The organism is Phenylobacterium sp. FG114, from assembly GCF_057809855.1.
This window is the reverse complement of record NZ_JBMDKU010000010.1, coordinates 40,676-66,404: the sequence shown is the minus strand read 5'-3', so window position 1 is coordinate 66,404 and position 25,729 is coordinate 40,676. Positions and strand designations below refer to the sequence as shown.

Sequence of the window (25,729 nt, the reverse complement as noted above, 5' to 3'; positions counted from 1 at the left end):
GCCCTAGCGCGCCTTGCAGGCCTTGATGTCGACGGGCCTGGGACGCTTCGTCGGCGCCTCGAAGATGGCGAGATAGCCGACGCCGCCGGCCATGGGGCCCGAGCTGAGCTGCTTGTAGCCCACGGCCTCGAACTCGCACGTCAGCAGCGCCGGCGGCATGCCGTGGGACGACGACGTGCGGTCCAGGTCGATCACGCCGACCCGGGCGCCCGGCTTCAGCGCACCGGCCAGATGCCACAGCAGGGCATAGGGGTTCTCGACCTCGTGGTACATGTGAACCAGCACGGCACGGTCGATGGTCTTCGCCGGCAGCTTCGGATCGTCGGCCGTCCCCACCACGATACGGATGTTCGTCAGCCTACGGCGCTCTGCCTCGCGGCGCAGGCCAGAGATATAGGCCTCTACGATGTCCTCGGCGTAGACCATGCCGGTCGGCCCGACAGCCGGCGAGAGGCGAAGGGTGTGGTAGCCCGAGCCTGCGCCGATGTCGGCGACCTTCATGCCGGGCGCGATCTCCAGCCCTCGGATCAGTTGACCCGACTCGTCGGCGGCGTCGCGGTCGGATCCGCTGGACCACTCCGGAGCGACGATCCCCGCTACCGAACGGTCCGGCAGCGGGAAGCCTTCGGCCGTGCGCGCCGCGGCCTGGGCGGGACGGCTGGCCGGCGTTGGCGAGCACGCCGCCAGCGCGGCGCAGGCCAGGAAGACGAGACTGAAACGCATCGGCCTCTTTCCAGCCTGAATTCGCGCCGAACGCCAGCCCCTAAGGATCATGGAACGTGAAACGGAACGGGAACGTGTTATAGGCGTCGGAATGGCCGACGCCGCCGAGGCCCTTGGGGGAAGCCCCGCCGACCTGTTGCCGGAACGGTTCCGGGCCTGGTTCGCCAGGCGCGGGTGGTCGGCGCGCACGCATCAGCTGGAGATGGTGGCCCAGGGTCGCGCGGGCCGCGACGCGCTGCTGATCGCGCCGACGGGCGGGGGCAAGACGCTCGCCGGGTTCCTGCCGACGCTGATCGAGCTCAGCGAGCGGCCGCCGGCCAATACGCCGAGGGGGCTGCACACGATCTACATTTCCCCGCTGAAGGCCCTGGCGGTGGACGTGGAGCGCAACCTCAACGCGCCGATCCTGGAAATGGGCCTGAACGTGGTGGCCGAGAGCCGCACGGGCGACACCGGCATCGCGCGGCGCCAACGGCAGCGGGTGAAGCCGCCGGACATCCTGCTGACCACGCCCGAGCAGCTGGCGCTGCTGTGCGCCTGGGAGGGGGCGCGGCTCTATTTCGAGGACCTGCGCTGCGTGATCCTGGACGAGATCCACACGCTGCATGCGAGCAAGCGCGGCGACCTGCTGGCCCTGGACCTGGCGCGGCTGCAGACGCTGGCGCCGAACATGCGGCGGGTGGGACTGAGCGCGACGGTCGACGACCCGCTGGTGATCAAGAATTGGATGGCGAGCCACGTTCCTCCCCCGCAGGGGGAGGTGGCGGCGAAGCCGACGGAGGGGGTTTCCTCCCTGGCCGTCGTGGAGGAAGCCACCTCCACCCCTTCGGTGTCCCCCTCCGCCGGCGGGGGAGGAACTGAACGCATCGCCCTGATCCGCGGGCCCGCGGGGGCGGAGCCGGTGGTGGACGTGCTGCTGAGCGAAGGCCGCGTCCCATGGTCGGGGCATACGGCGCAGCACGCGATGCAGGAGGTCTATGACGTCATCCGGCGGAGCCGTACGGCGCTGGTGTTCGTCAACACACGCTTCCAGGCCGAGTTCGCGTTCCAGGAACTGTGGCGGCTGAACGACGACAGCCTGCCGATCGCTCTGCACCACGGCAGCCTCGCGGCCGAGCAGCGGCGCAAGGTGGAGGCGGCGATGGCGCGGGGCGAATTGCGGGCCGTGGTGTGCACCTCCACCCTGGACCTGGGGATCGACTGGGGCGACGTGGATCTGGTTATCCAGCTCGCCAGCCCCAAAGGCGCGTCGCGGATGGTGCAGCGGATCGGTCGGGCCAACCACCGGCTCGATGAGCCCAGCCGCGCGCTGTTCGTGCCGGCCAACCGTTTCGAGATGTTGGAGTGCCAGGCCGCTCGCGAGGCCATCGCCGAGAACAAGCTGGACGGCGACCCACCGCGGGTGGGGGCGCTGGACGTGCTGGCGCAGCACGTCATGGGCTGCGCGGTTTCCGAGCCGTTCGACATGCTGCAGCTGTACGACGAGGTGCGTTCGGCCGGGCCCTATCGCGACCTGCCTTGGGAAGACTTCGAGGCCGTGGTCGATTTCGTCTCGACCGGCGGCTACGCGCTCAAGACGTACGACCGATTCCGACGCATCGTTCAGCTACCCGACGGGCGCTGGAAGGTCAGGGACCAGAACGTGGCGCAGCGGCATCGGTTGAACGTGGGGGCCATCGTCTCGCCGGCCGTGCTGTCGGTGCGGATCGCCATGCGCGGCAACCGGGGGGGCCGCAAGGTGGGCGAGGTCGAGGAGGGCATGCTGGAGATGCTCGACCCCGGCGACACCTTCGTCTTCGCGGGCCAGGTCTGGGAGCTGGTGGGCGTGACCAACCTGGACGTCCTGGTGCGGCCAGCCAACCACAAGGACCCCAAGATGCCGTCGTGGGGCGGGTCGAAGTTCGCCCTGTCCACCTATCTCGCCAAGCGCGTGCGCGAGCTGATGTTCGACGAGAACCACTGGAGCGTGCTGCCCACCGACGTGCGCGAGTGGCTGGGGGCGCAGAAGGACCGGTCGCTGATCGTCGGCGAGGACGAGATGCTGCTGGAGACCTTTCCGCGCGGGAACCGCAACTTCATGGTGGTCTATCCCTTCGAGGGTCGGCTCGCGCACACGACGCTGGCCATGCTGCTGACCAAGCGCCTGGAGCGGCTGGGCGTGGGGCCGCTGGGCTTCGTCTGCAACGACTACGCCATGGCGATCTGGGCGCTGAAACCGCTGGACCGCCTCGACTTCGACGAGTTGTTCGCCGAGGACATGCTGGGCGACGACCTGGAGGCCTGGCTCCACGAGAGCTTCATGATGAAGCGCGCCTTCAAGGGCTGCGCGATCATCGCCGGGCTGATCGAAAAGCGGTTCCCGGGCGAGCAGCAGAAGACGGGGCGACAGATCACCTTCTCGACCGACCTGATCTACGACGTCCTGCGCAGGCACGAGCCGGACCACCTCCTGCTGCGCTGTGCGCGCGCCGATGCGGCGACCGGCCTCATCGACGTGGCGCGGCTGGGCGACATGCTGGCGCGCATCCGCGGCCGAATCCGTCACGCGCCGCTGGACCATCTGAGCCCCTTCTCGGTGCCGATCCTGCTGGAGATCGGTAAGGAGCGCTCGCCCGGCCAAGCCGGCGAGATGATCCTGGCCGAGGCCGAGGAAGATTTGATCGCAGAGGCGCTGCAGTGAACGACGTGAGTCTCCCGTTTGCCTACCGGTTCGGCGCCAGCGACTGCGGAGGCCTGGCGACGCGGGTGCGCGGGGTCGAGGTGACGTTCCGCTGCTCGGGCGCTCTGTGGCTGGCGGGCGAGCGGATGCTGATCGTGGCCGACCTGCACCTGGAGAAGGGGTCGAGCTACGCCGCCCGCGGCCAGATGCTGCCGCCGTACGACACACGCGAGACGCTGAGGCGGCTGGAGGCCGAGGTGGCGGCGCTGGCGCCCGCGGCGGTCGTGCTGCTGGGCGACACCTTCCACGACCGGAAGTCGGAAGGCCGGCTGGCGGCTGACGACGCCGATCGCCTCCGGGCGCTCGCCGTGGGTCGGCGGCTGGTCTGGGTGGTGGGCAACCACGACGCCGACGGGCCGCAGGCGCTGCCGGGCGAGACAGCGGACGAGATCGCCGTGGCGGCGCTGATCCTGCGCCACGAGCCGCAGGCCGGCGCCCAGCCCGGCGAGGTGGCTGGCCACCTGCACCCGGCCGCCAAGGTGAAGGCGCCGCGCGGCACGGTGCGGCGGCGCTGCTTCGTGACCGACGGCGAGCGGGTGATCCTGCCGGCGTTCGGAGCCTACGCGGGCGGGCTCAATGTGCGCGACGCCGCCTTCGCCGGGATGTTCATGCGGCCGCCGCTGGCCGGCGCACTGGGCGCTGAACGCGTCCGTGCCGTCGGCTGGCGGCAGCTGGTGGGGGATTAGTTCACGGTCCCGCCCGACCGCGCTCGCCGGGGGATTTTAGCGGGGCGGTCGGGCGGCCGTGGGATCGCCAGACGGGACTAGCGACCCACACGCGGCGACGGCGGCGCAGGCCCGCGCCGGCGGCGGTGAAGCCTAGGATCATCAGCGCCCAGGCGCCGGGCTCGGGCACGCCCGTGATGTTCGCGTTGTCGGGGGCGAAGTCGCTGATCTGGTTGTTGTTCCCTACGCCATTCCGCGGCCAGAGGTTGAACCCGTACTCGGTGGGCGCGAAGCCCGTAGAGGGCAGGAACGCCAAGGGCACCACCAAGCTGAAGCTGGCTCCCGAGATGGTGGCGCTCATGTTGTTGCCGCTGACCGCCGCCGCGCCGGATTTCTGCACCACAATCGCCTGGTTGAAGATCACATTATGCGCGCCGATGCCGGCGAAGGGCTGGATGGTCCCCGTGCCGGTGTTGGCGCCGATGACGTAGACGCCTGCGCGCGCCGGATCGATCTCGCCGGCCAGGGTGGCGTGAAAGTTGAACGCCTGGGCGACATCGTCGTAGGCGACCGAGAAGGCGAGGACGTCGAGGTCGGCGTCATGCGCCCCCACGAAGCTGGGCAGGAAGTCGCCCGCGGGATCGACGATGGCAGTGGCGTGCGCCTGGCCGGCGGCGAGGGCGAGCACGGCTGTAGCGACAAGCAGGACGGAACGCATCGGGGGCTCCTGGCACGGTGGAGTGCTTGGGCGAGCCGGCCTCTCCGGTCGCGCCGAGAATTGATGCCGGGCCCTACCGAAAAGGTTCATGCTGGCGGGATGCGCGCCACGCTTTGAACCGATCGCGCCGCCAGGGGCATAGACCGGTCGAGTGCGAAGGAGGCTCATGCTCGAGACGGGCGGCCAGGCGAACGGTGAGCGCGGCGGAGCGGCCATCCCGCTGGCGCTGGACGAGGCGCGCCTGCTCGACCGGATCGCGACGCGCGACCTGCGGGCGTTCGAGCAGCTGTATCGGATCTATCACCCGCGGCTGACGCGGTTCCTGTCCAACATCCTTCGACGCCCGCACCTGGTGGAGGAGGCCCTCAACGACACGCTGATGGTCGTGTGGCGCAAGCCCGAGGCCTACAACGGGACCAGCAAGGTCTCGACCTGGATCTTTGCCATCGCCTACCGCACGGCGCTGAAGGCCCGGTCGCGGCACGACGAGCCGATGGAGGACAAGGACGCCGAGGATCGCCCCAGCCTGGCGCCCGGCCCCGAGCAGGAGGTCAGTCGACGGCAGACCCAGGCGATCCTCTGGAGCGCCATGAGCCAGCTCTCGGCCGAGCACCGGGCGGTGGTGGACCTGACCTATTTCCACGAGGCCGGCTATGCCGAGATCGCCGAGATCCTGGATTGTCCGGTGGGCACGGTGAAGTCGCGGATGCTGCACGCGCGGCGCTACCTGAAGGCCATGCTGGCGGGACGGCTGGAAGGGGAGACATGGTGACGGCGATGGAACGGGGGGTTCCGTTTGGACAGTGACGGACATCGGAGCGTCCAGGAGCTCTTGCCCTGGTACGTGACCGGGCGACTGGAGGCCGCCGAGTGTGAGCGCGTGGAGGCCCATCTTGTGGCCTGCGCCGAGTGCCGGGCGGAGGCGGCGACTGAGGCGCGGCTGGAGGCCGAGGTGGCGCGGCTGCCGCTGGACGTCGAACGGGGCTGGGCCGAAATGCGGACCCGGCTGGCGAACGAGGACACGCCCGAAAAGGACAGGTCCCGGACCCGCAGCGCGTCCGCATGGGCGGGCTGGGGCGTGGCGGCGGCGCTGGCGGTGACGGCCGGCGCCGCCTGGCTGCCGCAACGCGATCCGGCGGAGTATCGTGCGCTGGGCGAGGCGCCGGCGGCCCCCGCCGCGGCGGGAAATATCGTGGTGGTCTTCCTGCCCGAGACCACGGAACAGCGGATGCGCGGGATCCTGAAAGTAAGCGGCGCGCGACTGGTCGATGGGCCCACGGCGGCCAACGGCTATGTGCTGCACGTCACTCCGGCGCGGCGCGCGGCGGCTCTGGCGGCGCTCAGAGCAGACCGGGCCGTGGTGGTCGCCGAGCCGATCGGCCGACGCTGATGACCCGTTGGCGGCGACTGCTGCTCGCCGTGCTGGCGGCTTGGCTGGCCTGCGCCGGCGCGGCGTGGGCCGCGGCCTCCGAGGCGACCGAACGGCAGGTGCTGGTGATGCTTCGGATGGCGCCCGACCACTTCCGGCCGGGCGCGGCCTACTCCGGCGGCTATGGCGACGGCGCGGCGCGGACGGCGCGCCAACGGACGGCCGACCGGCTGGCGCGCGAGCATGGCCTGTCGCGGGTCACGGACTGGCCGATGCCGCTGATCGGCATGGACTGTTTCGTGCTGGAGGCGCCCGAGGGGCGCAGCGCCGCGGCAGTGGCCGCCGAACTGGCGCGCGACCGTGCCGTGGAATGGTCCGAACCGATGCAGAGCTATCGCGGCCTGGCGGCGCCGAACGATCCGCTGTTCCCGCTGCAGCCGGCGGCGAGCGCCTGGAAGCTGGCCGAGCTGCGCGGGGCGGCCACCGGGCGGGGCGTGCGGGTGGCAGTGATCGACAGCGCGGTGGACCCGCGGCATCCCGATCTGGCGGGCCAGGTGGCGGTGCGCGAAGACTTCACCATCGGCCATCCAGCGACGGCAGAGGCGCACGGCACCGGCGTCGCGGGCGTGATCGCTGCCCTGGCGGACAACCGGCTGGGCGTGGCCGGCATCGCGCCGGGTGCTCGGCTGATGGCGCTCCGCGCCTGCTGGCAGAAGACGGCCGCCGACACGATCTGCGACACGCTGAGCCTCGCCAAGGCGCTGAGCTTCGCTATCGAGCGCAACGCCAAGGTGATCAACATGAGCCTGGGCGGGCCGCGGAACCTGCTGCTCGGGCGGCTGATCGACGTGGCGACGGCGCGCGGGACGGCGGTGGTGGCCGCGGTCGATCCCGCGCTTCCGGGCGGCGGCTTCCCCGCCTCGCATCGGGGCGTGGTGGCGGTGGCCGCCCTGCCCGGCGGCGCGCCCGGGACCTTCGCCGCGCCGGGACGCGACATCCCCACCACCGAGCCCGGCGGCGGCTTCGGCCTGGTCAGCGGCAGCTCGTACGCTGCGGCCCATGTGAGCGGGCTCTACGCCCTGTTGCGCGAGCGCAGCCCACGCGGGCGGCCCGCGACGCTGCTGGCGGGCGCCGGCGGCGCGGTGGACGCGTGCGCGACGCTGAAGGCTTGTGGCGGGCGGGTCCCCCTGGCCGCCCGCGCGGCGCCGCCCGCCCGGTGAGGCTCGGCCGCGCCCTCAGCCTGACCCTGGCCGTCGCCGTGAGCGGGCTCGCCCCCGGCGTGGCCATGGCGCAGCTCAGCGGCGCCGTCGGCCTTGCCAGCGACTACCGCCTGCGCGGCTTCTCCCTGACCGACGGGCGCGGCGTCGCGACCGTCTCGGCCAACTACGACCATGCCAGCGGCGCCTACGTGGGCGGGACCCTAATCGGCCACGATCCAGCCGTGCGCGGGGCTCGGCTGCTCGGCTACCAAGCCTATGCCGGCATCGCGGGGCAGTTCGCGGGCGGGCCGGGCTGGGACCTGGGGGTGAACCGCGTGGAGTACCGGCCTTACTTCGACCGGGAGTATTCCATCGACTACACCGAGGCTTATGCGGGGTTGTCCCACGGGCCGGTCAGCGGACGGGTCTCGCTGGCGCCGGACTACCCGCGGCATGGCGTGACAAGCGCGTACGCCGAGCTGAACGCAGCGCTACGGCCCGCCGACCGCTGGCGACTTACCGGGCATGTGGGCGCGCTGCGCCGGCTGGGCGGCCGGGTCGCCGAACGCAGCCGCTACGACGTGGCGCTGGGCGTGGTGCGCGAGCTCGGCCGGGCCGAGGCCTCGCTGACCTTCGTCGGCGCCACGCCGCGCCCGGACCCGCACACGTCGTTCACCCGGCCCGCGCTGGTGGCCGGGCTGGCGGTGTTCTTCTAGCCTCGATGAAGGGGAAGTGCGGGGCGGTGTCCTTAGGCGAGCGGCCCAGATGGCGGGGGTCGTCGGTGATCTCGACCTTGCGGCGGAAGGGGACGAAGCCCGAGCGCATGTAGAAGGCCACGGCGCCTTGGTGGTCGAGGGTGCAGGTGTGGACCCAGAAGCGGCGGATCGGTCGCGACCAGGCGAGTTCGATGGCCTGGTCCATCAGCCAGCGCCCCGCGCCCGTGCCGACGAGGCCGGGCGAGACGCCGAAGAAGGCCAGTTCGCACTCGCCCTCCTCGCGGAAGTCGAGTTCGAGGATGCCGACGCCCCCCTCGCCCTCCAGCCTGTAGACTTCGACCTTTGGGTCCCGGACGATCTTCAGGAGGTCGGCCTCGCTGAGGGCCAGGCGCATGAACCACAGCCAGTCACGGCCCACCGCGCGATAGAGGTCGAGGTACTCGGCGGCGGCGACGTTCTCGAGCTGCACAAGCCGGAACGGTGGCGTGGCCGGGACCGGCCGGCGCGCCGGCCGCGCGAACATCTGCAGCGAGGTCTCGACCGTGACGATCTTGGTCGGGTCGACGTCGTGGTAGCCATCGGACAGCATGCGCGAACTCATTTCGGACAATTGGGACCATGCAGGCTGAGGCACAGCTTGTCGCCGCCTGCCGGAATCCGGCCGGTCTTGTCCAGCACGCCGTCGAGCCGGAGGTTGGCGATGGATAGACCATCCTTCGTGACCGTCACCCACATGATGTGGTCGAAGGCCCCAGGTGTGTGGTTGTCGGCCCACTCCCCCCCGGTGGTGCCCAGGGTGATGTAATCGTGGCCCTCCTTCGCCTCGTGACCATAGCGGTGCAGATGGCCGTTCAGCACGGTATAAGGACGGCCCTTCAGCGCGGCCTCGATGCGGGCGAGTCCGCCCGTCCCCGCGCGGCGCCACGCTGGCTTGTGCATGAGCAGAACGACGTGCCGCGCCTTGGGGTTTTTGGCGATGACCTTCTCGAAATAGGCGCTCTGGGCCTCGCCCACCTCGCCTACCTTCGCCTCCATCAGCGAGGCGTAAGGTAGAGTCCGAGCCTTCGCGGGGTCTGTCTCCCGGGCGACCAGGTAGTCGGCGCGCATGCGGTAGATCTCGGCGAAGCGGGCGGGTGTGTAGTCCTCGGTGTCGAGCACCAGGAACAGCACCCCCTTGTAGCTGAAGTGATAGTAGCGGGCGCCGTACCGGCGCTCCCAGACCTTGCGCTGGGTGAGGTTGGTCAGGTCGTGGTTGCCGCCCACGTGGAAGTAGGGCGCCGTCAGGCTGGCGAGCCGCGCGTCGAACTCGGTCCATTCCCTTTCGAGCTTCGCCTCATCCTCCGTCCCGCCGTCGATCTGGTCTCCGACGGTCATGACGAAGGCGGGACGCAGCAGCTTCAGGTCCGCCACGGCCACGTCGAAGACGCCGGTGCGATAGCCGCTTTCCAGGTCGGTCACGACGGCGAACGCGAAGTCCCCCGGCGCGTCGTCGAAGCGCGTGTGCGTCCACGGGGTGACGTCGTTCATCGGCGCGGGCGCGAAGTCGGCCGCCATCGCGGGGACAAGGGCGGCCAGCGCGGCCGCCAAGCCCAGGATCCATCGCCGCATCGCGCCCTCCCTCCGCAGCCGCCGAGGGCGTGCGCCCATTATGGGTGGCACAGCTCTGCCTGGAGGGGAATCCCGGCGGTCTTTACAACCACCAAGGCGTAGCTTGCGGCCGCCCCCGGGGATACCGGAGAGCACCTTTTCAGTTGGCGCCCGTGTGTGTGCGTCTCGGGAGCCTGTCTCATGCGCCGTATCCTGCTTGCCGCCGCCACCCTGATCGTCCTGGCCGCGCCGGCCGTCGCGAGCGCCGAGACGGCCGCCGACTTCAACCTGTTCGTCCTCGGCGACATGAAGGTTCGCAGCAGCGACACCGAGGGCCGCGTGGCCGTCGGCGGCAACGCCAGCCTCGACGGTTACACCATCGGCCTGATGACCCCGACCGGCACCGACCTGGTGGTCGGCGGCAGTCTGTATGCGACCGGCGGCACGACCTTCGGCGACGTTCGCGCCACCTCGCTGGTCGGAAACACCGGCACCCCCGCCGACCCCAGCTGGTCGCACGGCGCGATCACCGTCGGCGCTCCGACGGTGGACTTCGCCGCGGAAGGCACGCGCCTGGTAGCGCTGTCGAACTACCTCGACACCTATGCCAACACCGGCACCGTCGATCAGGTCTGCTGGGGCTCTCCGGGCTCGAACTGCTACCAGCTCACGTTCAACGCCACCCAGGCGGGCCTCAACGTGTTCGATATCGACGCGTCGATCCTGTCCGACACCAACACCATCACCATCAACCTCGGCGCGGGCTCCAGCATCCTGGTGAACGTGAGCGGGACCAGCCTGCAGCTCGACGGCGGGATGTCGGTAAACGGCGGCAACGCCAGCCAGGTCCTGTTCAACCTCAAGGACGCCACCAGCTTCAAGAATGGCAATTTCGGCATGATGGGCTCGGTGCTCGCGCCGAACGCGGCCGTCGTCGGGGGCGGCGGTCAGCTCAACGGCCAGCTGATCGTCAAGAGCTTCACGGGAGACTCCTGGTACCAGTTCGCCCAGGGCAACACCCAGATCAACAACGTGAAGTTCGCGGGCGACCTGCTCACCCTGACGCCGCCCGGCGCCGTGCCGGAGCCCGCGAGCTGGGCGCTGATGATCGGCGGCTTCGGCATGGCCGGCGCCCTGCTGCGCCGCAAGCGAGCCGTCGCCGCGGCCTAATATCCGCCAGGCTGCACGCAACCTTGATCGGGCGCCGACGATTGAACGTCGGAGGGACCGCGATAGGAGGTGCTGGCCGTGCCGAGCGACGACCTCCGGAGCGACCCGCCCAAGGGTTCGCTTCCGGGCTTCGCCACTTTTGCCGACGACACGCCGCGGAGGCTGCGCGCCAGCGAACCGCGGTCATGGGCAAGCCCCGAGCCGACTGTCGAGGGGCTCGACCCGGAGGCTCCCTGGGAAGACGCCCAGCTTCCCGCTCCGCGGCGAAGGGTCTGGCCGGTCGCCGGCGCGGTCGCGGCCGTGGCCGTTGCGTTCGGGGGCGGGTTGCTGATCGCGCGCCATGAGCCCGCGCCCTCGGCCGTCCAGGTCGAAGCCGCCGCCTCGCCGATGAATGTCGAAGTCGCCGCCCTCAAGCCTCCGCCGATCCCGTCCGTCGCCACGGTGGGAAAACTGGACGTGCTGCCGCGCGACAGCGAGCCCCGGCGCGCGCCCGCTTCGGCCGCTGCCCAGCCGCCGATGATGCTGGCGCCAGTCGCACCGTCGCCCGCCCCCGCCCCGTCTCCCTCGCCGCTGCCCTCGCCCATGCCGCGCGAACCGGCGGTCGTGGCGCCCGCGCGTGACGCCCCGACCACCGTCGCCCCGCCTCAACGCAGCCGCTCGTTCGCCTGCGGCGACGCCCCCACCCCGGCGCGGCGCATGGTGTGCGCCGACATGGACCTCGCCGCCCTCGACCGCCGGATGAAGCGGGCCTATGCCGCGGCCCTTGCGGCAGGTGCGTCGCCGGCCGCATTGGCGGCTGACCAGGAGGACTGGATGTCGGTCCGCGAAGAGGCCGCCGAGCGTTCACGGTACGCGGTGGCCAGCATCTACCGCCAGCGGATCGACGAGCTGTGGGACGTGGCCGACCAGGCCCCGCGCTAAACCCCGGCGGACACCGCGCCGAACAGATCGGCGACGCCGGCTCTCGGCTCGGCGACCTCGAGGAACCCCACCTCCACGAACCGCGCGGCCAGGGCCACCCGCACGTCGTCGCCGATCGGACCGGGCAGATCGCGGATGCGGAAGGTTTCCGTGTCAGCGATGAAGACCACGGCCTCCTGGGCGCCGCGGTGGACGTAGAGGTGGCCGCCAGGGAAAGCGAAGTCGATCGTTTCGGCGTTGGCGCCCAGAACGCTGAAGGCCGGGTCCGCGTGGCGCAACGCAGTGTCCAGGGTGAGCGCAGCAGGCGCCGCGGGCCGGTCGAGGGGCGGCAGCTCACCGACGGAGCGCGACGAGCGGCGCTGGAGGGCGGCGGTGAGAAAGCCAGGCGTCCGGGCCGCGTTCAGGAGCTGGCTCACGGCCTCGGCCACCGGCCGGGCCAGAGCCTCCAGGTCTGCGCCATCGACGCGGCCCAGCACGGTGGCGCGTAGGGGGCGGTTCAGGTCTGAGAGATGATCCAGCGCCGCGATCATCGCCTCGCGCAGGGTGAGCGGCGTGAAGCCGATCGCCAGATGCACGGACTCCGTGTCGGAATCGACGGTGTGGAACGTGCCGCGCGGCAGGTACATGAGGTCGCCCGGCGCCAGGTCGACCACCTCGTGCGGGCCGAGGTCCGGAGGATTGCCCGAGACGCCCTTCCAGGTGTTGAACAGTTCGGACGGCCGTGTGGCCACGTACCAGCGCTTCGTCCCGTTTAGCTGCACCACGATCAGGTCGTGGTCGTCGTAGTGCACCGGCGCGCGCATGCCGCCCCGGCTCCAGAAGGCCGAAGCGGTGACGGGCGCGTGGATCAGCGTCTCGAGGGAGCGCGCCAAGGCGTCGAGCGTCGGGGACAGGGGCCGCAGGTCGGGAAAGCGGACGGAGTAGTTTCGCGCGTGGAAGGCGGCGATCCGCTCGCGAAAATCGGCGGCGTCGCGGACATCGGTCAGGCTGGGCGCCGGCCCCGAGGCATTGGCCGAGTGCCAGGTCAGCTTGGAGGCCAGGCGCACGGCGCCGGCGAGCGCGGCTTGCGGATCGGGGCCCAGCAGCCCGGCGCGCGATGCCTGTCCATCGTGGCGCACGACCCGGAAGCCCCCGCCCAGCGCCTCACCCAAGAAAGCGTCGACGCTCAGCGGCGACAGGAACTGCCCCAGCCGTCGTTCAGCGTCCGCCAAATTCATCCCACGCCCCCCGACGCGACCGCGCGTACTCGCGGCGCCGACGCAAATCTCACGCTTCGGCGAGCGTTGTCATCCCAGCGCGCGACGAACGGTCGTGCTCTCGGCCGGGTGCTCGGACGATGATGAAATCGCGGGCGCGCCCGGCGTTTGGCGCGTCAGCCGTTCATCGCTCTTTCGAGGGCGAGGCCCAGCGAGACGCAGGCGGCTCCGGTGACGGCCGTGGAGAGGATCGGGTAGCGGGAAGGGGTGTCGGGGGTCTGGTGATCGAACAGCCATTGCAGCAGGAAGGCGCCGACGAAGCCCCCCAGGACCCAGGTGTCCGGCGCGCGACCCCGGGCCAGGAGGATCACCACGGCGGCCACGGCGCACAGGAACGAGAACGCCTGGCGCATGGCGCGCGGGCTGGGCTCGCGGGTTTCGAGGCCCCAACGCACCCCGCCCAGGAACGCCAGGGTGATCGCCGACCAAGCCAGCAGCAGGGTCAGCGACGGGCCGGCCCAGTCGGCTGGTCCGTAGCAGTAGAGCAACGCCGTGATCGGGAACGGCGCGAGCGCGACGAGGGCGATGCCCCAAAGCGCGACGGGAATGGCCTCCGCCTTACCGGCGGGCCCTACGTCATCCATGAGCAATCAGTCTCTCCGGAATGCCGCCGAGGCCGCCCAACCGGCCGCCAGCGCGAACGCCATGGCTGCCAGACCGTAGGACCATGGCCTGTCATGCGCCCACACGTAAAGAGCCCGTTCGACCCCGACCTTCTCGACGGTCAGGGTCCTGGCGCGCGCCGCGACCGGCTTGCCGTTCTGGAAGAGCAGGATATCGGCCTTGTAGATCCCGGTGGGGGCCCCTGCCGGAAGCGCGATCTCCGCCCGAAACAGGCCGCGATCCACGAACCGTACGCCGCGTCCGTCCTCGTGGTAGAGCCCGGCCGCCTCCTTGAGCCGCACCACGGCGCGTCGCCAATCGTAGTAGTCGGGTCCCAGGCTGGAGACGACGACGTCGCGCACGCCGTAGCGGGTCTCGATATGCTGCTCGGCCGGAGCGTTGATAGGCAGATGGTCGACCCCGGCGCCCAGCCGGCGCAGCGTGCCGAAATTGGCGATGTCTTCCAGCGGCCGGTTGGAGGCCGCGCGGTAGAAGCCGGGCGCCCCGCGGAACACCACCGGGCGGCTGTTCAGCCAGAGGCCGGCGATCCTGGTCTTGCGAGTGAGACGGACGGGTTGCTCGGGGCCCCGCACCAACACGACCACATCGGACGGCCGTGCGGCCGCATCGAAGACGGCGCCGTAGAGCACGATGCGGGCGCCGCGAAAGTCGGACTTCACCTGGACATTTGTGTCGGTGAGGGCGGCCGAGATGACGGGCGCGCCCTGCGCGGCCGGGGCTGGCGGCAGCGGTGGGCCCGGCGCCGCGCCGATCGAGACTGCGGCGAGGGCTGCGAGCGCGCCCATCAGCCCATCCCCGACATGAGAACGAACGGCTCCTCGGGGGTGAGAAACAGCCCAAGCCCCATGCGCAAACCGACGAGGAGGACGATGAGCGCCAGAACCGCGCGCAGTTCCTCGGCCCTGAAGCGGGAGGAGGCGCGCGCCCCGAACTGAGCGCCGACGATGCCGCCCACCAGCAGAAGGGTGGCGAGCACGATGTCCACGGTCTGGTTGCGCCCGGCCTGGAGCACGCCGGTGAGCGCCGTGGTGATGATGATCTGCAGCAGGCTGGTGCCCACCACCATGCCGGCCGGCATGCGCAGGACGTAGACCATGGCCGGCACTAGGATGAAGCCGCCGCCCACGCCCATGATCGCCGAGAGGATCCCCACGAAGACGCCCAGACCCAGGGGCGGGATCACGCTTATGTACAGCCGCGAGCGCGGGAAGCGCATCTTGAGCGGCAGCCCGTACAGCCACACCGGCCGGCGGTCGCGGCGCGGCGGCGGCGGCTCGTTGCGCCGGCGGCGCAGGATGGCCCCAAGGCTCTCCAGCAGCATCAGGCCGCCGATGACGCCGAGGAAAAGCAGGTAGGAGAGCGAGACGACGAGGTCGGCCTGACCCAGCAGGCGCAGCCAGCGGAACAGCTCCACACCGACGAACGCCCCGACGACGCCCCCGGCCGCCAGGACCGCGCCCATCCGCAGGTCGACGGCCCGCCGCCGGCTGTAGGCGATGACGCTGGACATCGACGAGGCCGCCACGTGGTTCGCCATCGACGAAACCGCCACCGGCGCGGGAATGCCGAGGAAGACGAGCATCGGCGTCATCAGGAAGCCGCCGCCGATGCCGAACATGCCCGAGATGAAGCCGACAGCCGCGCCCAGGAGGACGATCAGCGGGGCGTTCACGGCCACCTCGGCGATAGGGAGGTAGATGTCCACGCCCGGGCCTACGACCTTGCGGACGGCTAGGTCAACGCTGGTAGACCGCGAGCGGCGCGTCGCTCGACTGATCGCGGCGATATTCGGCCAGCGCGCGGTCGTAGGCGACGCTGGCTCGTCCATCCAGCGGACCGTCGTAGTATCCAAGCCGCGTGAGTATGAGCTGGGTCTCGCGAACGTTGATGTTGTGAGCGGGCTTGAGCGCGGGCGCCGTCGACGCCTGCGGCGCGGGCGGCTTGACCGGCTTCAGCTGCGGCTTGGGACCCATCTCCGCGAGGGCCTTCTTCGCCTGTTCGTCGCCCTTGGCCGCGGCGCGCTCGAACCAGGCGCGGGCGCGAACCAGGTCCTTTGGCAGGCCCGAGCCCGACTGGTAGAGGAGGCCCAGATTGTACTGGCTTTCAACCACGCCCGCGGCGGCGGCCTTGCCGAAAAATTGCGCCGCGCTGGTCAGGTCCTGCGGGCCGCCCTCACCGCGGAACAGGTAGACGCCGAGGTTGTGCATGGCCTTCACATCGCCGTTCTCCGCGGCGAGCGTCGTCAGGCGGCGCGCCTCGGCGGGGTTCTCCGGCAGGCCGGCGCCGCCCTCGTCATAAAGCTGGGCCAGGTAGAGCTGGGCCTGGGCGTGGTTGGCCTCGGCCAGCGACTTGAGCTTGTCGATGGCGCCGGGGACACCGGCCTCGACGTCGGCGCGGACCTGGGCGAACGCCGGCGGCGGCTTGGGCGCGCTCGCGAAGCTGGCAGGGCCCAACGCCATCGAGGCGCGGGCGGGCGATCCGTCCGGCGTCAGGGCGATGGGCTCGGGCGCCGGCGGCGGATCCTTCGGCGCCTGCATCAGGGTGAGGCCCGCGGCGCCCACGCTCATGAACGCCGCGCCGCCGGCGACCAGCAGCGCGGTCTGGAGCGCGGACTGGCGGGCCGATGGCTTGGCCTTCGGCTGGCCGAAGCCAGCGAACAGCCGGCCCGACGCCGCCGCCTTCATCTTGGCCCGCACCTTCGCCGGGCTTGCGGCGCCGGACTCCTGCGCGGCGCGAGCCGTCGCGCGGGCCTGCTCGATCACCTGGCGGGTCGAGAGCTCTCGGACCGGGTCGACGGGTTCGACCGACTGGAAGAGGTCGTCGTCCTCCTCGTCGTCGATATGCGCGAAGGTCTCCGGGACCCGCGGCGAAGGGATGTCGAGGTCGAGGCGACGCCACGGCGCGGCGACGGTCTCGGCCTCCGCCGTCGCGGCGGGCGGCTCGGCGGCCGAAAGCTCGACGGCCGCAGGGCCCTCGACCTCGGCCCGCGAGTAGAAGTCTTCGTCGAACGCGGCGGCCGGCGGCGGCTCGGGCTCCGGCTCGGGCGGCGGGCCCAGGATGCGGATCGCCTCGGCCAAAGGATCGAGGTCCGCCGCAGGCTCCTCATCCCGCGCGAAATCGGCGACGGCCTGCTCGGCGGCCTCGGCGGCCGCCTCGCTCGTCGTTTCCGGCGCGAAGAACGGGTCGACCGCGGGTCCATAGGCTTCGAAGGATGTCGGCGGCTCGACGGACGCTTCCGGCTCGGGGACAAACGCCTCTGCGGTCGGCGCCTCAAGGGTCGGCGATTCGGCGGGCGCGGACGGCGATGCCGCAAGCGGCGCGGCGATGCGGGCGCCGATGCTGGCCAGTTCGGCGCCGAAGCGCTCGAAGGCCTCGGCCTGCACGTGCTCGCCACGGGCCAGACGCAGCTCGACGGCGCCGGCGATGCGGGCGATCTCGGAGCCCACCTGGTCGATGGCCTCGGCGCCGCGCTGGTCGACCTCGATCAGCTTCTTGCCCACGGCCTCGGCCATAGACAGCACCTGGCGGCCGATCTCCTCGACGGCCTGCGCCGAGCGCCGCTCGGCTTCTCGCACCTGCTGCGCCAGCTCGGCGAAACGGTCCTCTCCGGTCGAGCGCGCCAGCTTGTCGGCGACCTCGGCGCGGACGGCCTCGACGCGGTGGGTCAGGACGTCTGCCAGAGCCTGGAACCGGGCCTCCACCCGCTCGTCGCCGATGCTCTCGACGGCGGCGAGACGGCGGTCGAGCGAGCCCAGCGCGCCTTTCAGCCCCTCCAGCGCCTCGGCGGTGCGGGTCTCGGCCGTGGCCAGCCGGTCGCCCAGGCGCTCCAGCACCGTCTCGACGACCAGTTCAGGCTGGATACGGGCCAGCCGCTGTTCGATCAGACGGAGGGCCTCGATCGAGCGGGGGCCGCCGCCGGCCTCGCTCTCGAGCCGGCGCAGGCGCTCGCCGAAATAGCTCTGCTCGGCCGACGACTCGGCCAGCAGGCCTTCCAGCCGGGTGGAGGCCGCGTGCTGTTCGCGTTCAGCGGTCTCGATGCGGGCCAGGGCTTGGCGGACCGAATGCTCGACGCCGTTGATGGCGAGGCCGGTCCGGGTCTCGGACGCCTCGATGCGGTCGGTGAGCCGGTCCAGGGCGTGGGCGACACCCGCCAGATCGTCGCCCGCCAGCGGCAGAGGCCCGGTCGGCACGGCCCGCAGCCGCGGGGCCTGGGCCCGGAAAGCGCGGTCGGCGAACTGCGCCTCGGCGGTCACCTCATCGGGGACGTCATCCTCAAGGATCACCCGGTTCAGCCACTCGCCAAGCGTCATGCCAGAACGACGGGCAAGGTCCTTCGCGACCTCACGGGCCTTGGGGTCGATCCCCTTGACGCTCCATGGCGCCGCCCCACCCATGCGAATCGCTTCTCCGCCTAGTCTCAGACGCTATCGACCGATTCCTGGGGTGTAAACGAAGCCCTAACGCTACATCTGGTGTGCGGCGTCGGTTCCTGTGGATGGCCCGAGACGGTTCGAGTAGGGCTGCGCGATGGACCTGCGCCTGACCATAGCCCTGTTCTGCGGCTGCGCCGCCGTGGCCGCCTTCGCGGGCTGGCGAGGCGCGCGGCCACCAGATCCGATGAAGGGTCCAAGGCTGGTTCCCTGGCGCGCGATCATGGTGTTCGCCGCCGCGGCCGCCATCCTGCTGCTCGCCACCGCCGAGCAGATGGCGGGCTTTTCGCCCCGGCGGTGAGGTCAGTCCTTCTTGGGCCGCTTGGCGAGGCCGGCGACGCCGCCGGAGGAGAGCAGGCCGGCGTCAGCCATGAGGATGGGGATGGCCCACTTCCGAGGCGCGGCCACATAGCGCGGCTGCCAGGTGGGGTCGTACTTGGACTTGTAGTGGCGAACGCCCTGGAAGTTGTAGATCTCCTCGCCTCGGTCGTAGATGAGCCTGCCGACCCGCGACAGCGCAGGCGCGAGGGGGCGGTCCTCGAGGCCCGATAGCGGGGCCATGCCGAAGTCGAACGCGCCGTAGCCCTGCTCGCGGCCCCAGTTGATCAGCTCCACGAACAGGAAGTCCATGATCCGGGGCGGCCCCTCGGGCACGAAGCGCATCAGGTCGATGGAGAAGGCCGTACGCCGCGCGGTGGGCCAGAGCGTGGCGAAGGCGATGATGCGGCCTTCCCATTTCACCAGGGCGACGGGGAACTCCTGGACGTAACGCGGGACGAAGCCGCCCAGGGAGAAGCTCTTTTCGCCGCCTGCGTGAGTGTCGAGCCAGGCGTCGGAAATGCGCTTCAGCTCAGGCATCAGCGGCGGGATGTCGGCAGGCTGGGCGATCTCGAATGTCGCGCCGTCCTTGGCCGCGCGCTGCCAGGCGCGGCGCAGGTTACCGCGCTTGGTGCCCTCGATGGTGAAGCTTTCCAGCGGGGAGATGCTGGCCTCGCCCATCTTCTGGATCGCGAACCCCAGCTCGACGACGTCAGGCAGGTCGTCCGGCTCCAGGTTGTAGAAGCCCGGCCGCGCCGCATTGGCGTCGGCCAGCTCGCGAAAGCGCCAGAGCAGCTCCATCCGCTCGTCGCGGCGCCCGACGGTGGAGCCGAGTGCGATCCAGCTGCGGCCGCGCACGCCGAACATCAGGAAGCTCTCACCCGACTGCGAGAACAGGAACCGCTTGTCGCCGAGCAGGGCCAGATTGGACGGCGGGCGGGACAGCTCGGCTTCGGCGAGGATGCGGCGAACCCGTTCGAAGTCGGGGTCGGCCTCACCCACGATCGGCGGCTTGGCGGCCGAGCTGAACAGCCGCCAGATGCCGAACGCCAGCAGGGCGATGGCGGAACCGGTCCAGGCCCGCAGGCTCCGCGCGGCGTCGTCGTCCGCCATGACCCGCCACCAGGGTAGATCGCCATAGTCGGCGTTCTCGAACGACCAGATACCGATCATGCCCGCCCCGATCACGAAACAGGCGGCCGAGACCAGCCACCCCGGGGTGACGGTCATCCGGGTCAGCGGCGTCTTGCGGGGAAAGGCATGGTGCAGCGGCGCAAGGACGGCGGCCAGGGCCAGCAGCAGCGCCGTCTCCTCCCACACGAAGCCCTTCACGAGGCTGAGCGGCGCGGCGACCAGCAGGGTGGCCAGGGTGGCCCACCAGGCGCCGTCGAGACGGGCGCGCAGTCCGAAGGCCAGGACGATCAGCACCGTGCCGATGACGCTGGAGATGAAGTGGCTGATCTCGATCAGGATGACCGGCTCGAACTCCATCAGGCGGACGAACCGGGTCGGGAACGACGGCCGCGCGCCCGAGGCCAGCAGCAGGACGCCCAGCGCCAGAGTCAGCAAGGCCGCCGTCCAGGGGGCGGCGGCCGTCACGGCCGGATGACGGAGGAAGCGCATCAGGTCCCTCTAATGAGCCGCGTCGAATCGACTGTATAGGCGAGCCTGCGGCCCGACGCTCAAACGGCCGTTTAATCGCGCTTGCCCCTGCCCCGCCGGGCGCTAATCTTGGGGCGCTGTCTACAAAGTTTGGGAGATCGGTATGGCTGACTTCGGCGCCACGGAACTCGACGCCTTCGCCGCCGAGGTGCGCAAGGAGCTCGCGGCGATGTATCCGCCCGAGCTGCGCGATCCCCATGCCAAGACCGACTACGAGGCGGTCTGGGGCGGCCGCGCCTTCGAGGGATCGGACGACCCGCAGATCGTCTGGATGCAGCGGATGGCGGCCAAGGGCTGGACCACGCCGACGTGGCCGAAGGAATATGGCGGCGCCGGCCTCACCGCCGCCCAGGCCCGAGTGATCGACCGCGAGCTAGCGGCCGGCAAGTACCGCTCCCCCCTCGCCTCCTTCGGCATCTGGATGCTGGGGCCGGTCCTGCTGGAGTACGCCAACGACGAGCAGAAGAAGGAGCATCTGCCCAAGATCGTCCAGGGCCAGATCCGCTGGTGCCAAGGCTATTCCGAGCCGGGCGCCGGATCGGACCTCGCCAGCCTCGCCACCAAGTGCGAGGACAAGGGCGACCACTGGCTGATCAACGGCAGCAAGATCTGGACGAGCTATGCCGACAAGGCGGACTGGTGCTTCTGCCTGGTGCGGACCGATACGTCCAAGAAGCACGAAGGCATCTCGTTCGTGCTGATCGACATGGCTTCGCCGGGCGTGGAGACGCGGCCGATCCCGCTGATCAGCGGCGAGAGCCCATTCTGCGAGACCTTCTTCACCGACGTGAAGATTCCCAAGGGAAACCTGGTCGGCCGGGTGAACGGCGGATGGGAGATCGCCAAGCGCCTCCTGCAGTACGAGCGCCAGAACATCTCCGCCGGCTTCGGCGAAGGGGGTTCGGCGGGCGGCGCCTCGGGCGACCTGGCGACGATCGCCAAGCAGTACAACGGCGACGCGGGCGAGCTCAGCGACATCGAGCTGCGCAGCAAGATCACCACGAACAAGATGAACTTCCAGGCGCTGCGCCAGACGATCGCGCGCTCGGCGGCGGAGTCGAAGGCCGGCAACGGGCCGTCGGCCACGACCTCGATCATCAAGTACGCGGCGGCCGAGTTCGCGAAGGAGCGGTCCGAGCTGATGGTCGAGGCGCTGGGCCACCAGGGCCTGGGCTGGGACGGCGAAGGCTATGAGAGCCCCGAGATCGTGGCCGTGCGCGGCTGGCTGCGCACCAAGGCCAACTCCATCGAGGGCGGCACTTCGGAAGTGAACCTGAACGTGATCGCGAAGCGCGTGCTGGGCTTGCCTGACCCGAAGTAAGACGGGCGCAAATCCGGAAAACCGAGGCAGGAGGAACAACGGCCATGGCGGACTTCGGCGGCGAGATCGAGACGTTCCGGGCCGAGGCGAGGGCCTGGCTGGACGCCAACTTCCCCAAGGCGCTGGCGCACGATACGGCCCAGCAACTGGCCAAGCTCCAGGCCAAGCCTGAGAGCGCCGACGCCGAAGCCTGGCGCAAGGCGCTGGGCGCCAAGGGCTGGGGCGCGCCCCATTGGCCCAAGGAAGTCGGTGGCGGCGGGCTCTCGAAGGCCGAGATCCAGGTCCTGAACGAAGAAATGGCCAGGATCGGCGCGCGCAACCCCATCGGCGGCATGGGCATCGCGTTCTTCGGCCCGACCCTGCTGGAGTACGGCAGCGAGGCGCTGAAAAAGGAGCACTTCCCAGGCATCGTGAACGGCGACGTCTGGTGGTGCCAGGGCTACTCCGAGCCGGGAGCCGGATCGGATCTGGCAGGGCTGCAGACCTTCGCCGAGGACAAGGGCGATCACTACCTCGTAAATGGTTCAAAAATTTGGACTTCTGGCGCTCAGAACGCCGACCGCTGCTACTGCCTCGTGCGGACCGACAAGGCCAAGAAACATGAGGGGATCAGCTTCCTGCTGATCGACATGAAGGCGCCGGGCGTCGAGGTGCGGCCGATCCTGCTGATCAACGGGACCTCGCCGTTCTGCGAGACCTTCTTCACCAATGTGAAGGTGCCGAAGGACCAGCTGTTCGGGCCGCTGAACGGCGGCTGGACGGTGGCGAAGCGGTTGATGCAATTCGAGCGGGACTCGATCGCCGGCAGCCTGGGCGGCGGGAACATCGGCCAGACCGTGGCCATGCCGACGATCCCCGAGGCGGCCAAGGCCGGCGTGGGCGTCGACGACCAGGGCCGCATCGCCGACCCGGACCTGCGCCGCCGGATCACCGAGCACCTGATGGAGAACCGTGCCTTCCAGCTCACCATGAAGCGGGCGGCGGCCGACGCGCGGGCCTCGAACGGACCGTCGAACACGGCGGCGATCATGAAGTACGCCGGCGCCAAGATCGCCCAGGAGCGGAACGAGCTCATGGTCGAGGCCATGGGCCAGGGTGCACTGGGCTGGGACGGCGATGGCTTCTCGGAGCAGGAACTGGCCGCCATGCGGACCATGCTGCGCTCCAAGGCCAATTCGATCGAAGGCGGCACCTCCGAGATCAACCTCAACATCGTCGCCAAGCGCGTGCTGGGTTTGCCAGACCCGAAATAAAGTTTCGGCGCCGATCAGAACGACATGATCGCGTAACGGCGGACCCTCATTTCCGCCCCTGCGTTCAGGCATTCGTGCCGGTTGGGACGCTGCTGAACTTGAGGGTTGGGTGACGAAGGATTGTTCGAACCTGCGGCCGGCGCCGGCCGCGGCCGCGAGCTTGCTGGCCGTACTGCTGGCCAGCACGGCGCTTCCCGCCAGGGCGCAATCGACGCAGGCCCAGGCCCCCGTCGACACCGCGCAGCCCGCGCCGGCGGCCGGGCAGACCGAGGACGAGGAGTACGACGACACCGTCTCTGAACTCGTCGTGGTGGGGACGCGCAACCGCCCGCAGGTCGGCGCCGTCGTCGGCGATATCCAACCCGAGGTGCAGCTCAGCCCGGCGCAGATCCAGTCTTATGGCGTAAGCTCGGTGGCCGACCTGCTGAACGAGCTCAGTCCGCAGATCTCCAGCAACCGCGGCCGCGGCGGCGAGGCCCCGGTTGTGCTGTTGAACGGCCGGCGCATCTCGGGCTTCGCCGAGATCCGCGACATCCCCACCGAGGCGATCCTGCGCGTCGACATCCTGCCCGAGGAGGCCGCGCTGGCCTACGGGTACTCCGCCGACCAGCGGGTGGTGAACTTCGTGCTGCGCCGGCGCTTCAACGCGACCACGGTTGAGGCCGGCGGCGGTGGCCCGACGGGCGGCGGCCAGGCGAACGGCCAGGCCGAGATCAACCGCCTGCAGATCCGCGGCGACAACCGGATCAACCTGGTGCTCAAGGCCCAGGCCTCCTCCGCGATCACCGCGGATGAGCGCGACGTCGACGCGGCGGTCTCGCGCCAGCCCTTCGACCTGACGGGCAATCTCACGGGCGCCACGCGCGGTGGCGAGATCGACCCGGCGCTGAGCGCCATCGTCGGCCAGCCGGTGACGGTGGCGGGCCTGCCGGTTTCGGCCGTGAACGGCCAGCCGCTGACATTCGCGGGCCTGGCCCCAACCGCCGGCGTGGCCAACGTCAGCGACGTCGGCCGCTATCGCTCGCTCGTCCCGGAGACCAAGACCGTCACCGGCAACGCGGTGATCGCCCGCACCTTGCCGCACGACTTCCGGGGGACGCTGACCGCGAACTTCAGCGCCACGCAGAGCGACTCGCTGCGCGGCCTGCCGGGCGCCAGCCTCACGATCCCCGACACCGATCCGCTGTCGCCCTTCGCCACCGACGTGACGCTGAACCGCTACGTCACCGCGTTCGGCCCACTGCAACAGAGGACACAGGGCTGGAGCGGCCAGCTGGGCGGCTCGCTGAATCGCGACCTGGACAAGTGGCGGCTGTCGCTGACCGGCAGCTACGACCATTCCGACTCGTTCACCGTCAGCGACGTGGGCGTCGACATCAGCGCGCTGCAGGCGGCCGAGAACGCCGGCGCCCTCGCCTCGCCCTTCGCGCCGTGGTCGCCCGGCCTGATCGCGGAGCGTGGCGGCAACAAGGCGCGCTCGATCAGCGACGGCTTCACGCTTCAGGGCGTGGCCAGCGGCCCGGCCTTCAACGTCCCGGCGGGCCCCGTCCGCACCTCGATCAAGGTCGGCGAGGCCGCAAGCTGGCTGTCGTCGGACACCCTGCGGCTGGGGGTCGAGCGCGACGCCGACCTGTCGCGCAACACGCTCTCGGCCCAGGGCAGCGTCGACGTGCCGCTGACCAGCCGCAAGAACGATGTCCTGCCGTTCCTCGGCGATCTGTCGCTAAACGCCAACGCCGCGGTGAACGAGCTTTCCGACTTCGGGACCCTGACCACGGTCGGCTTCGGCGTGAACTGGCGTCCGGTCACCGGCGTCAGCGTCATCGTTTCCCACACCCGCGACCAGGGCGCGCCGACCATGGCCCAACTGGGCGGGCCACAGGTGGTGACCGAGGCCGCTCGGATCTTCGACTACGCCACCGGCCAGACGGTCGAAGTGCGCCGCATCGATGGCGGAAACGCCGCGCTGACCGGCGACGAGCGCAACGTGACCAAGCTGGGCGTCACCTGGAAGCCGATCACCGGCCAGGACCTGACGCTCAGCGCCAACTATGTGCGGAGCCGGATCGAGAACCCGATCGCCACCTTCCCGGCGGCCACGGCCGAGATCGAGGCGGCTTTCCCCGACCGCTTCACCCGCGACGCGTCGGGCGCGCTGGTCCAGATCGACTACCGGCCGGTGAACTTCGCCCAGACCAAGACCGAGAGCCTGCGCTGGGGCTTCAACTACTCGCGCCCGTGGGGCCCGCAACCCCAGCCGCGCCGGTTCGGCCAGGGCGGTCCGAACGCGAGCGCTCAGCGTGCGGGCCAAGGCCAGGGTCAGCCCGGCGGTGCGGCGGCCGAACGGCCGGAAGGGGCGTCGCCCGACGCCACGACACCAAGCGCGCCTTCCGGCGGCGAAGCGCGCCCGGGCGAGGGTCAGCGAGCGGGATCTGGCGACGCGCCGCGGTTCGGACCGGGCGGCCCGCCCGGCGGCTTCCGCGGTGGCCGGGGCGGCGGGGCCATGGGCGGCCGCATCCAGTTCGCGCTCTACCACACCATCAACTTCGAGGATGAAATCCTGGTCCGCGACGGCGGGCCGGTGTTCGACCTGCTGAATGGTTCCGCGGCCGGCAACGGCGGCGGGCAGCCGCGGCACGAGGTGCAGGCTCAGGCCGGCGTGTCGCGCAACGGCCTGGGCGCCCGGATCAGCGCCAACTGGCAGAGCGCCACCGACGTCGACGCACCGGCCTCCTCCCCCACGGGTGACCTGCACTTCGGCAGCCTGGCGACGGTCGACCTGCGGCTGTTCGCCAACCTGGGCGCGAACCGCGAACTGGTGGCGAAGCAGCCGTTCTTCCGCGGCTCGCGGGTGACCCTGTCGGTGACCAACCTATTCGACGCCGACCAGAAGGTGACCGACGTCACCGGCCGGACGCCCTCGGGCTACCGCGCCGACGAGTTGAACCCCACCGGCCGAGTGCTCAGCCTGGGCTTCCGCAAGCTGTTCTTCTGAGCTCCTCCTCTCCCCCCAACGCGCAGCGCGAGGGAGAGGAGGTTTGAACAGGCGTTTGGACAGACTCCCCGCCTCCCGGGAGC

At 70.6% G+C, this 25,729-nt stretch carries 22 protein-coding genes; 12 read left to right on the top strand and 10 right to left on the bottom strand.

Annotation, left to right across the window (positions count from 1 at the left end; genetic code table 11):
• Positions 1 to 3: 3 nt before the first annotated feature.
• Positions 4 to 723, bottom strand: coding sequence for a class I SAM-dependent methyltransferase (locus ACODSY_RS17375; RefSeq protein WP_488953041.1), 720 nt, complete (start codon positions 721 to 723; stop codon positions 4 to 6).
• Between the two features lie 91 nt (positions 724 to 814).
• On the opposite strand from ACODSY_RS17375, the gene ACODSY_RS17370 reads away from it, so the two are divergent.
• Both ACODSY_RS17370 and pdeM read left to right on the top strand, forming a co-directional pair.
• The gene (locus ACODSY_RS17370) at positions 815 to 3,403 is read left to right on the top strand and encodes a ligase-associated DNA damage response DEXH box helicase (RefSeq protein ID WP_488953039.1); all 2,589 of its coding nucleotides are present in this window, start codon (positions 815 to 817) and stop codon (positions 3,401 to 3,403) included.
• Positions 3,404 to 3,408: 5 nt separating this feature from the next.
• Positions 3,409 to 4,128, top strand: coding sequence for a ligase-associated DNA damage response endonuclease PdeM (pdeM, locus tag ACODSY_RS17365; RefSeq protein ID WP_488953038.1), 720 nt, complete (start codon positions 3,409 to 3,411; stop codon positions 4,126 to 4,128).
• Position 4,129: 1 nt separating this feature from the next.
• Here pdeM and ACODSY_RS17360 read toward each other — a convergent pair whose 3' ends face one another.
• Positions 4,130 to 4,825, bottom strand: a complete 696-nt coding sequence (locus ACODSY_RS17360) for a PEPxxWA-CTERM sorting domain-containing protein (protein WP_488953037.1) — start codon at positions 4,823 to 4,825, stop codon at positions 4,130 to 4,132.
• Between the two features lie 166 nt (positions 4,826 to 4,991).
• Between ACODSY_RS17360 and ACODSY_RS17355 the strand changes: the two genes are divergently transcribed.
• Genes ACODSY_RS17355 through ACODSY_RS17340 form a run of 4 tightly spaced genes read left to right on the top strand, consistent with a single transcriptional unit; the run spans position 4,992 to position 8,109 of the window.
• Entirely contained in the window at positions 4,992 to 5,597 is a 606-nt protein-coding gene (locus ACODSY_RS17355; RefSeq protein WP_488953036.1) for an RNA polymerase sigma factor, read from the top strand.
• A gap of 24 nt (positions 5,598 to 5,621) precedes the next feature.
• Positions 5,622 to 6,215 carry a zf-HC2 domain-containing protein gene (locus tag ACODSY_RS17350; RefSeq protein WP_488953035.1) on the top strand — a complete coding sequence of 198 codons (594 nt, stop codon included), beginning with the start codon at positions 5,622 to 5,624 and terminating at the stop codon, positions 6,213 to 6,215.
• Complete coding sequence (locus ACODSY_RS17345; protein ID WP_488953034.1) at positions 6,215 to 7,414, top strand: S8 family peptidase; 1,200 nt, start codon at positions 6,215 to 6,217, stop codon at positions 7,412 to 7,414. Before ACODSY_RS17350 ends, ACODSY_RS17345 begins: the two co-directional genes overlap by 1 nt.
• Positions 7,411 to 8,109, top strand: coding sequence for a TorF family putative porin (locus ACODSY_RS17340; protein ID WP_488953033.1), 699 nt, complete (start codon positions 7,411 to 7,413; stop codon positions 8,107 to 8,109). Before ACODSY_RS17345 ends, ACODSY_RS17340 begins: the two co-directional genes overlap by 4 nt.
• Here the strand turns inward: ACODSY_RS17340 and ACODSY_RS17335 are convergent.
• Positions 8,066 to 8,710 carry a GNAT family N-acetyltransferase gene (locus ACODSY_RS17335; RefSeq protein WP_488953032.1) on the bottom strand — a complete coding sequence of 215 codons (645 nt, stop codon included), beginning with the start codon at positions 8,708 to 8,710 and terminating at the stop codon, positions 8,066 to 8,068. The two genes, ACODSY_RS17340 and ACODSY_RS17335, sit on opposite strands and share 44 nt — an antisense overlap.
• Positions 8,707 to 9,717, bottom strand: coding sequence for a metallophosphoesterase family protein (locus tag ACODSY_RS17330; RefSeq protein ID WP_488953031.1), 1,011 nt, complete (start codon positions 9,715 to 9,717; stop codon positions 8,707 to 8,709). Before ACODSY_RS17330 ends, ACODSY_RS17335 begins: the two co-directional genes overlap by 4 nt.
• Before the next feature lie 180 nt (positions 9,718 to 9,897).
• Between ACODSY_RS17330 and ACODSY_RS17325 the strand changes: the two genes are divergently transcribed.
• Both ACODSY_RS17325 and ACODSY_RS17320 read left to right on the top strand, forming a co-directional pair.
• Entirely contained in the window at positions 9,898 to 10,866 is a 969-nt protein-coding gene (locus ACODSY_RS17325; protein WP_488953030.1) for a choice-of-anchor A family protein, read from the top strand.
• A gap of 78 nt (positions 10,867 to 10,944) precedes the next feature.
• Entirely contained in the window at positions 10,945 to 11,787 is an 843-nt protein-coding gene (locus tag ACODSY_RS17320) for a lysozyme inhibitor LprI family protein (protein ID WP_488953029.1), read from the top strand.
• On the opposite strand, the gene ACODSY_RS17315 is transcribed toward ACODSY_RS17320, so the two are convergent.
• The 5 genes from ACODSY_RS17315 to ACODSY_RS17295 all read right to left on the bottom strand — a co-directional run bounded on the left by ACODSY_RS17315 (position 11,784) and on the right by ACODSY_RS17295 (position 18,061).
• Positions 11,784 to 13,004: a JmjC domain-containing protein gene (locus tag ACODSY_RS17315; RefSeq protein WP_488953028.1), complete on the bottom strand. Its 1,221-nt coding sequence runs from the start codon at positions 13,002 to 13,004 to the stop codon at positions 11,784 to 11,786. The genes ACODSY_RS17320 and ACODSY_RS17315 overlap by 4 nt on opposite strands.
• Before the next feature lie 155 nt (positions 13,005 to 13,159).
• A complete protein-coding gene (locus ACODSY_RS17310) occupies positions 13,160 to 13,627 on the bottom strand; it encodes a DUF3429 domain-containing protein (RefSeq protein ID WP_488953027.1) in 468 nt (155 codons plus the stop codon).
• A 6-nt stretch (positions 13,628 to 13,633) separates the two neighbouring features.
• Entirely contained in the window at positions 13,634 to 14,452 is an 819-nt protein-coding gene (locus ACODSY_RS17305; protein ID WP_488953026.1) for a TIGR02186 family protein, read from the bottom strand.
• Positions 14,452 to 15,372: a sulfite exporter TauE/SafE family protein gene (locus tag ACODSY_RS17300; protein ID WP_488953025.1), complete on the bottom strand. Its 921-nt coding sequence runs from the start codon at positions 15,370 to 15,372 to the stop codon at positions 14,452 to 14,454. Before ACODSY_RS17300 ends, ACODSY_RS17305 begins: the two co-directional genes overlap by 1 nt.
• Positions 15,373 to 15,403: 31 nt before the next feature.
• Positions 15,404 to 18,061: a tetratricopeptide repeat protein gene (locus tag ACODSY_RS17295; RefSeq protein WP_488953024.1), complete on the bottom strand. Its 2,658-nt coding sequence runs from the start codon at positions 18,059 to 18,061 to the stop codon at positions 15,404 to 15,406.
• 133 nt (positions 18,062 to 18,194) lie between these two features.
• Here ACODSY_RS17295 and ACODSY_RS17290 point away from each other — a divergent pair, with 133 nt between their 5' ends.
• Positions 18,195 to 18,398, top strand: coding sequence for a hypothetical protein (locus ACODSY_RS17290; RefSeq protein ID WP_488953023.1), 204 nt, complete (start codon positions 18,195 to 18,197; stop codon positions 18,396 to 18,398).
• Positions 18,399 to 18,400: 2 nt separating this feature from the next.
• Here the strand turns inward: ACODSY_RS17290 and ACODSY_RS17285 are convergent, their stop codons facing one another.
• Positions 18,401 to 20,038: a phosphatidylglycerol lysyltransferase domain-containing protein gene (locus tag ACODSY_RS17285; protein ID WP_488953022.1), complete on the bottom strand. Its 1,638-nt coding sequence runs from the start codon at positions 20,036 to 20,038 to the stop codon at positions 18,401 to 18,403.
• A gap of 142 nt (positions 20,039 to 20,180) precedes the next feature.
• Between ACODSY_RS17285 and ACODSY_RS17280 the strand changes: the two genes are divergently transcribed.
• From ACODSY_RS17280 to ACODSY_RS17270, 3 genes are all read left to right on the top strand, one after another.
• On the top strand, positions 20,181 to 21,398 hold the full coding sequence (locus ACODSY_RS17280; RefSeq protein ID WP_488953021.1) for an acyl-CoA dehydrogenase family protein: 1,218 nt from the start codon (positions 20,181 to 20,183) through the stop codon (positions 21,396 to 21,398).
• Positions 21,399 to 21,442: 44 nt separating this feature from the next.
• Complete coding sequence (locus tag ACODSY_RS17275) at positions 21,443 to 22,651, top strand: acyl-CoA dehydrogenase family protein (protein WP_488953020.1); 1,209 nt, start codon at positions 21,443 to 21,445, stop codon at positions 22,649 to 22,651.
• 109 nt (positions 22,652 to 22,760) lie between these two features.
• Positions 22,761 to 25,646 carry a TonB-dependent receptor gene (locus ACODSY_RS17270; RefSeq protein ID WP_488953019.1) on the top strand — a complete coding sequence of 962 codons (2,886 nt, stop codon included), beginning with the start codon at positions 22,761 to 22,763 and terminating at the stop codon, positions 25,644 to 25,646.
• Positions 25,647 to 25,729 lie beyond the last annotated feature (83 nt).

What these genes read in the sequence shown, in the direction of transcription:
- ACODSY_RS17295 (WP_488953024.1), bottom strand. Translation starts at nt 18,061, where the DNA reads ATGGGTGGGGCGGCGCCATGGAGCGTCAAGGGGATCGACCCCAAGGCC.
- ACODSY_RS17275 (WP_488953020.1), top strand. Translation starts at nt 21,443, where the DNA reads ATGGCGGACTTCGGCGGCGAGATCGAGACGTTCCGGGCCGAGGCGAGG.
- ACODSY_RS17355 (WP_488953036.1), top strand. Translation starts at nt 4,992, where the DNA reads ATGCTCGAGACGGGCGGCCAGGCGAACGGTGAGCGCGGCGGAGCGGCC.
- ACODSY_RS17335 (WP_488953032.1), bottom strand. Translation starts at nt 8,710, where the DNA reads ATGAGTTCGCGCATGCTGTCCGATGGCTACCACGACGTCGACCCGACC.
- ACODSY_RS17325 (WP_488953030.1), top strand. Translation starts at nt 9,898, where the DNA reads ATGCGCCGTATCCTGCTTGCCGCCGCCACCCTGATCGTCCTGGCCGCG.
- ACODSY_RS17360 (WP_488953037.1), bottom strand. Translation starts at nt 4,825, where the DNA reads ATGCGTTCCGTCCTGCTTGTCGCTACAGCCGTGCTCGCCCTCGCCGCC.
- ACODSY_RS17310 (WP_488953027.1), bottom strand. Translation starts at nt 13,627, where the DNA reads ATGGATGACGTAGGGCCCGCCGGTAAGGCGGAGGCCATTCCCGTCGCG.
- ACODSY_RS17280 (WP_488953021.1), top strand. Translation starts at nt 20,181, where the DNA reads ATGGCTGACTTCGGCGCCACGGAACTCGACGCCTTCGCCGCCGAGGTG.
- ACODSY_RS17315 (WP_488953028.1), bottom strand. Translation starts at nt 13,004, where the DNA reads ATGAATTTGGCGGACGCTGAACGACGGCTGGGGCAGTTCCTGTCGCCG.
- ACODSY_RS17305 (WP_488953026.1), bottom strand. Translation starts at nt 14,452, where the DNA reads ATGGGCGCGCTCGCAGCCCTCGCCGCAGTCTCGATCGGCGCGGCGCCG.
- ACODSY_RS17370 (WP_488953039.1), top strand. Translation starts at nt 815, where the DNA reads ATGGCCGACGCCGCCGAGGCCCTTGGGGGAAGCCCCGCCGACCTGTTG.
- ACODSY_RS17330 (WP_488953031.1), bottom strand. Translation starts at nt 9,717, where the DNA reads ATGCGGCGATGGATCCTGGGCTTGGCGGCCGCGCTGGCCGCCCTTGTC.
- ACODSY_RS17285 (WP_488953022.1), bottom strand. Translation starts at nt 20,038, where the DNA reads ATGCGCTTCCTCCGTCATCCGGCCGTGACGGCCGCCGCCCCCTGGACG.
- ACODSY_RS17375 (WP_488953041.1), bottom strand. Translation starts at nt 723, where the DNA reads ATGCGTTTCAGTCTCGTCTTCCTGGCCTGCGCCGCGCTGGCGGCGTGC.
- ACODSY_RS17290 (WP_488953023.1), top strand. Translation starts at nt 18,195, where the DNA reads ATGGACCTGCGCCTGACCATAGCCCTGTTCTGCGGCTGCGCCGCCGTG.
- ACODSY_RS17345 (WP_488953034.1), top strand. Translation starts at nt 6,215, where the DNA reads ATGACCCGTTGGCGGCGACTGCTGCTCGCCGTGCTGGCGGCTTGGCTG.